The sequence below is a fragment of the Chryseobacterium sp. VD8 genome, from assembly GCF_037149975.1.
Taxonomy (GTDB): Bacteria; Bacteroidota; Bacteroidia; order Flavobacteriales; family Weeksellaceae; genus Chryseobacterium; species Chryseobacterium indicum.
The window spans coordinates 1-6,261 of record NZ_JBBCQL010000250.1; the positions used below are offsets into that span (position 1 = coordinate 1).

Sequence of the window (6,261 nt, forward strand, 5' to 3'; positions counted from 1 at the left end):
ATCCGCAACCACCACCCACTTTTCCGGCATTGGCTCCTGAAGAACCTTCTCTGTAAGACTGAAAGCTCAGTTCGGTCTTTTCGATTGTTCGGTTTCCAAGCACCATTTCGGCATCGTTGAGTTTATTTTTTTCGTATTCTTTTACGGTGGTACAGGAGTTCAGCAAAGGAATTGTCAATATCGAAAGAACTGCAACTGTTCTGTAATTTAAACCGTTGAATCTTCGCAGCCCGGCTTGAACGGAGCTCTTTTTGTGAGGAACGAACAAAAAAGCGGGAGTGGAAGACGGTGAAAGCTGCCCAAATAAATTTTGAACAACATTTCTGGTATTTTTAATTATATTTTTCATTTTAAGTTAATGTTTTGAGATGAATAAATTCTGTCCTCATCGTCGATGATAATGCACTCCAGATGATTGATCTGGTTGATCATACTGAGCGCGGCATCGATTCCCATAATACTGACGGGAGTTGCCATTGCGTCGGCAATTTCTGCGTTGGGACAAAATACGGTAACACTTTTTACGCCCGAAACCGGCATTCCTGTTTTCGGATTGATGGTATGAGAATATTTTTTACCATTGATGACTACGAATTTCTCGTAATTTCCTGAAGTTGCGACCGCCATATCCGTAATATTCATATAAGAAAAACGCTGTTTTGCATTGTCGGGATCGGCAATTCCTACAGTCCAGGGTTTTCCGTCCGCCTGATTTCCCCAAGTTGTTAAATCGCCTGAAGCATTTACAATTCCGGATTTTACGCCTCTTTCCATGAGAATTCTTTTTGCCATTTCTGCGGCATATCCTTTTCCGATTCCTCCAAAACCGATGCGCATTCCTTTTTCTCTGAGAAAAACCGTCTGATTGTCGCCATCGAGAATAATATTCTGATAATTAACGAGTTTAAGATGATCTTTTATTTTTTCGGGATTAGGAAGCTCTTTCATTTCACGGTCGAAATTCCAGAAACTTTTATCGATTCCGCCGTAAGAAATATCGAAGTAGCCGTCTGTAATTCTGCTGATTCTCAAACTTCTTTCAATGAGATCAAAAATCTCGCGGTCTACTTGTACAGGTTTTATTCCTGCATTTTGATTAATGAGATTAGTCTGACTCTCATCGCTGAAGGTTGTCAGCAGTTTTTCGATTCTCCGGATTTCATCAATAGCGGCGTCAATATGATCGTAAGCGGATTTTTCATCATTACTTACAACGGTAATTTCAAAAGCGTTCCCCATCAGTTTCTGAGGTCTTTTGAATTCTCTAAGCATCTCTTTTTCTGTTATTTTTGTTTTTCTTTGATTTCCCTGATTTCTTTACTGAAAGCCAGTGCATTTTCTGAAGGCAGTCCTTCCCAGCTTTTCAGAATTTTCCCTTCTGAATTTAATAAAAGCGTATACGGAAACAAGCCTTTTTTATTATATGCATCGGCAAGAGAAGCGTTTTCTTTTTTCAGATCGGCAGAAAGCTGATTTTTCTTATTTCGCGGGAAATCTGCGTTGATGTACACAATCACTTTATCAGATTCCAGTTTTTTGAAATCTTCTGTTTCAATGATATTTTTATGAAGCTTGATACACGGAATACACCAGTCTGAACCGGAAAAGTTTAGCAGAATGAGTTCTTTGTTTTCTGCAGCCGTTTTTTTTGCGCTTTCCAATCTGTTTTGTGCGTGGAAACCAAAGGAAAATACAACCATAAGAATGGCTGATACTATTGTTTTCATTATTTTAAATTTTATAATGATTTTGATAATAAATGATGGATTTTGATTAAATGAAATCAAAAAATGGTAAATGAATTAAGCAATCGGTTTTGGTGGTTCCCAGACAGATCCCGCGAATCCTTTGTAGCAGAAATCTTCATCCTTTGAAGGAATTTTATGCGATTTCAGTGATCTGAAATTTTCCGTTTTTGTTTCAAAATAAAAGCCCGGATTGATGGTGAAAACCAAAGTAAGCGGTGCAGAATGAATTACAAACGGCAGTTTTCTGTCTTTACCGTAATCTCCGTCTTTTGCAGGATGATCGTAATGTGCTCTGAAAAACGCAATCAGCGGCATTTCCGGATTAAGCTGTTTGTGCTCCCAGTAATGTTCCACCAAAGTAGGAATCTTCAAAAGCTGATACAGCTCGGTTGTAGAAACCAAGAACAGGGATAGTAACAATATGGAAACCAACTTTTTCACCTAATCAAAGGTATAAAATCTTCTGTTAAGAATGATTTTAAATTAATCCTGATTATAACGCTAAAATGTTCAATAAATTGTTCAGCTTTAGTTTATTGTTTAAATTATAAACTTGTGTAAATTAATTCTGAAATTCTTTCAGACAGACTTTACATATTTAACTGACGAATAATAATATCAAATTACTTTAAATTTAATATTTATTCTTCTTCCTCCGTATTTTTAAGTTTCATCAAAAGCGTATAGGCATTTTTGGTCACGATCTTTTTATTCTTAAAATCATCAAAATTGAGGATCTGGATAAATCCGTTTTCCGTTTCGCCTAAAGTCACCGGAGTCAATCGGTACGTCTGTTTTTTAACCTCAACAAACACAAAGTCTTTGCCTTCAAAATTCACGATGCTTTCTTCCGGAACCGAATTGGAAAAGGAGGTGCTGGTTTCAATTTCGGCATTCATGTACATTCCCGGAACCAACGTGTGATCGTATTTATCGAAATGGCAGTGAACTTCCGCCAAACCGCCCTGACTGATATCTTTACTGATGAGAAGAATTTCCCCATAATATTTTTTGCCCGGATCTGCATTGGTATATGCTGCAAAACGCTGTCCTTTTTTCAGGTTTTCCAGATCTTTTTCGTACACTTTAAGATTCAGGTGGATGTCATCGGGATTGATGAGCTCAAAAAGCACATCCGAAGGATTTACATATTTCCCGATATTCACATTCACTTTGCTTACAAAACCATTGATTGAACTGTACACAGGAACGCTTTTCGTAATGCTTCCGGATTTTAAAGATTCCGGATTGATATTGATGAGTCTGAGCTGCTGCGCCAATGAATTCATTAAAATTCTCTGGCTGTTCATTTCAGACTGAGCGAGCTGCATGGCTTTATCACTGCTTGCCTGACTTTGGTTCAGTGTTTTCTGACGGTTGTAGTCCAGTTCTGCAAAATGTGCTTTGGATCTTGCCAGTAAATAATCCTGCTGAAGCTGAATAAACTGCGGATTTTCAATCACGGCAATCACCTGACCTCTGGAAACCGGCATTCCCGGAAGAAGATTGCTGGATTTCAGATAACCGCCAAGCGGAATGCTTACGGAAACCAGATTTTGAGGCGGAACATCGATCATACCGTTTAATTTCAGGGTTGAAGCGATATTCTGTAATGAAAGTGTGGTTGTTTCTATCGGCGCATTTCTCAACTGAGCATCGGTTAAAGTAACTACATTTTCGTCTTTCGGGAGGCTTTTTTCCTGCTTTGGAGCTTCTTCTTTTTTACATTGAATGAAGACAAAAAAGATGATTAATAGGGTATATATTGAAATTGATTTCATTTTTTTTACGGATTTAAAGTAAGGTATTCCAGTTCAATGGCGCTTTGATTAAGTTTCCAGACGGCATCGGTGTAATTGTTTTTAAGCTGTACTGCCTGATTCACGAGGATCACAAATTCAAGGTAATTGATTTCTCCGCCGATAAACTGTCTTTTCGCCGTTTCGGTAATGACATCTGCATTTTTAAGGTCGGAACTTTCATATTTTGAAACAATTTCCAGATTGGACTGATAGATTTCTCTGGCTTTTTTAAGCTGATTCTGAAGGTTAAATTCCGCGTTTTTCAGCTCACTTTCTGCAACAGACTGCGCAACTTTTGCGGCTTCAATTCTCGCTTTCTGACCTCCTGAAAATATCGGAAGCGAAACACCGACCTGCACCGAATGAAACTGAGGTGTTGCATTGTAGAGTTTATCATCCGGACCCAATCCTTTAAAACTGTTCAGATTATACGCCAATTGCAGACCGGGAAGCATTTTTGCTTTTTCCAGTGCGATTTGTTCTACGGAAATGTTTTTCTGCTGTTCCCAGATTTTGAGCAAAGGATGATCTGCCAGTTTTTCGTTTAAAGAATTGACAAAAGATTTTGAATCTTCGGGAATGAAATCTGTTTCCGTATTCAAAAGCCACTGAAACTGGATCTTTAAAACTGCTAATTCCTGCTGCAATTGTTTTAACTGAATTTCTATCGCCGATTTCTGGCTTGAAGCGGTTGTTTTTTCCAGAATATTGCTCTCCCCTGCTTTCAGTCTGAGGTTCGCTTTGTCGGAAAAGTCGGTGTACAGTTTCAGGATTTCATTCAGCAGCTTTTCTTTTTCCTTCCAGTACAGAATGTTGTAAAAGGTAAGACTGACTGCTTTTTTTAGTTCATATTCTTTCAGGGAAATATTCAGCAAAGATTTTTTCCATTCTTCGGTGTATACATTTTTCTGCTTTTTATACACTGTCGGAAAAGCAATATTCTGGGAAACGCCAAATTTCATATCGTTGTACGCACTGTTGATTTGTCCGTAATCGAACGTTATACCAGTCTGCGGAATATCATTAGCCGATTTTATCAAAGCTTTAGAATATTCCGATTTCAGCTTTTCGTTTTTAAGATTTCTGTTGTTTTCCAGTGCGGTATTGATCGAAGTCTTAAGATTAATTGGCGTTTGTGCCTTCAGTCCGAATCCTGCAAAGCTGAATAGCAAAATGAATACAGCCGTTATATTTTTGTGATTATTTTTCATATGTAGATATTTATTGTTTTTTAAAGGTCATATGTAATCGCGTTTTCTTCAAAGGCGTTTGCGTTTTCCAAATGATGGCGATTTCATTTTAAATCCTTTTTCAATGGTTACATAAAGAAGCGGCAGTACAAAAAGGGTAAGAAAGGTTGCAACGAGCAGACCTCCGATCACCACGGTTGCCAACGGACGCTGAACTTCTGCTCCGGCTCCGTTGCTGAGCGCCATCGGAATAAATCCTAAAGATGCTACGAAAGCAGTCATCAAAACCGGACGAAGTCTGGACTCCCCGCCATCAATTACAATTCTTACGATATTCCGGATTCCGCTTTTGTATAATCTGTTGAATTCTGAGATGAGAACGATTCCGTTGAGAACTGCCACTCCGAAAAGAGCGATGAATCCAACACCTGCACTGATGCTGAAAGGCATTCCTCTCAAAGCCAGAAGAAATACGCCGCCAATAATTGACAGTGGAATTGCAGTGTATATCAGCAGACTTTCTTTCATCGAGCCGAATGCTAAAAACAGCATCACGAAAATAAGCGCCAAAGCAACCGGAACGGCAATCATCAGACGCTGTTTTGCATTGTTCAGGTTTTCAAAAGAACCTCCGTAAGTCATATAATAACCTGTCGGAAGTTTTATCTCTTTGTTTACTTTAGTCTGAAGTTCTTCCACGATGCTCTGAACATCTCTTCCTTTGATGTTAAATCCAACGACAATTCTGCGTTGTGCATTTTCTCTCTGTATTTGGTTGGGACCGTTCTTTACTTCAACTTTTGCGAGTTGGGAAAGGGGAATCTGGTTTCCAAACGGAGTCGGAACTAGAAGATTTTTAATATCATTCAAATTTTTACGGACTTTAGAATCGAGACGAACGACCATATCGAAACGTTTTTCACCTTCGAAAACGAGACCTGTACTCTGCCCTGCGAATGCAGCATTCACAATCCGGTTGATATCTGAAATGGATAAATGATATTGTGCAATAACAGGACGGTTATATTCTATGGTTACCTGTGGCATTCCTGCAATCGGTTCGATGTAAAGATTTTGCGCTCCGTCTACAGTTTCAATAATTTTCCCAAGTTTTTGGGCATTTTGGGAAAGAACGTCCAGATCATCACCGAAAATCTTCACCACGACATCCTGTCTTGCTCCCGTCATCAGTTCATTGAAACGCATCTGCACCGGAAACTGAAAACTTACGGTTACTCCGGGAACATCCTGCAGTTCTTTGCTCATTTTATCTGCCAATTCAGGGAATGTAGAGGCAGAAGTCCATTCTTTTTTATCTTTCAGAATCACCATCAAATCGGCAGCATCCATCGGCATCGGATCCGTAGGAACTTCCCCGCTCCCGATTTTTGTCACGACTTTTTGTACTTCAGGAAATCTTGATTTCAGGATATGAGCAGCTTTTTGGGTACTTTCAATGGTTGTATTCAGATTACTTCCCGGCAAAACTCTGGTTTCTACGGCAAAATCTCCTTCTTCAAG

At 39.1% G+C, this 6,261-nt stretch carries 7 protein-coding genes; all 7 read right to left on the reverse strand.

The genetic code is table 11. The features are described 5' to 3' along the window. Positions 1-349: DUF4266 domain-containing protein (locus tag WFK35_RS23310; protein WP_442892089.1), on the reverse strand; the 349-nt coding region annotated here is incomplete at its 3' end. Beyond that, positions 346-1,272: an FAD:protein FMN transferase gene (locus tag WFK35_RS19455; protein ID WP_336734016.1), complete on the reverse strand. Its 927-nt coding sequence runs from the start codon at positions 1,270-1,272 to the stop codon at positions 346-348. The genes WFK35_RS19455 and WFK35_RS23310, both read right to left, overlap by 4 nt. Positions 1,273-1,283: 11 nt before the next feature. After that, positions 1,284-1,727, reverse strand: coding sequence for a thioredoxin family protein (locus WFK35_RS19460; protein ID WP_336734018.1), 444 nt, complete (start codon positions 1,725-1,727; stop codon positions 1,284-1,286). Positions 1,728-1,802: 75 nt separating this feature from the next. Further along, entirely contained in the window at positions 1,803-2,189 is a 387-nt protein-coding gene (locus WFK35_RS19465) for a hypothetical protein (protein WP_336734021.1), read from the reverse strand. A 200-nt stretch (positions 2,190-2,389) separates the two neighbouring features. Beyond that, entirely contained in the window at positions 2,390-3,529 is a 1,140-nt protein-coding gene (locus WFK35_RS19470) for an efflux RND transporter periplasmic adaptor subunit (RefSeq protein WP_336734024.1), read from the reverse strand. A 5-nt stretch (positions 3,530-3,534) separates the two neighbouring features. Continuing rightward, positions 3,535-4,761 carry a TolC family protein gene (locus WFK35_RS23315; RefSeq protein ID WP_442892090.1) on the reverse strand — a complete coding sequence of 409 codons (1,227 nt, stop codon included), beginning with the start codon at positions 4,759-4,761 and terminating at the stop codon, positions 3,535-3,537. Between the two features lie 48 nt (positions 4,762-4,809). Beyond that, positions 4,810-6,261 (reverse strand): efflux RND transporter permease subunit (locus WFK35_RS23320; protein WP_442892091.1); only part of this gene is annotated, 1,452 nt, incomplete at its 5' end.

Coding starts and splice junctions, on each gene's coding strand:
- WFK35_RS19455 (WP_336734016.1), bottom strand. CDS start 1,272: ATGCTTAGAGAATTCAAAAGACCTCAGAAACTGATGGGGAACGCTTTT.
- WFK35_RS19460 (WP_336734018.1), bottom strand. CDS start 1,727: ATGAAAACAATAGTATCAGCCATTCTTATGGTTGTATTTTCCTTTGGT.
- WFK35_RS19470 (WP_336734024.1), bottom strand. CDS start 3,529: ATGAAATCAATTTCAATATATACCCTATTAATCATCTTTTTTGTCTTC.
- WFK35_RS23315 (WP_442892090.1), bottom strand. CDS start 4,761: ATGAAAAATAATCACAAAAATATAACGGCTGTATTCATTTTGCTATTC.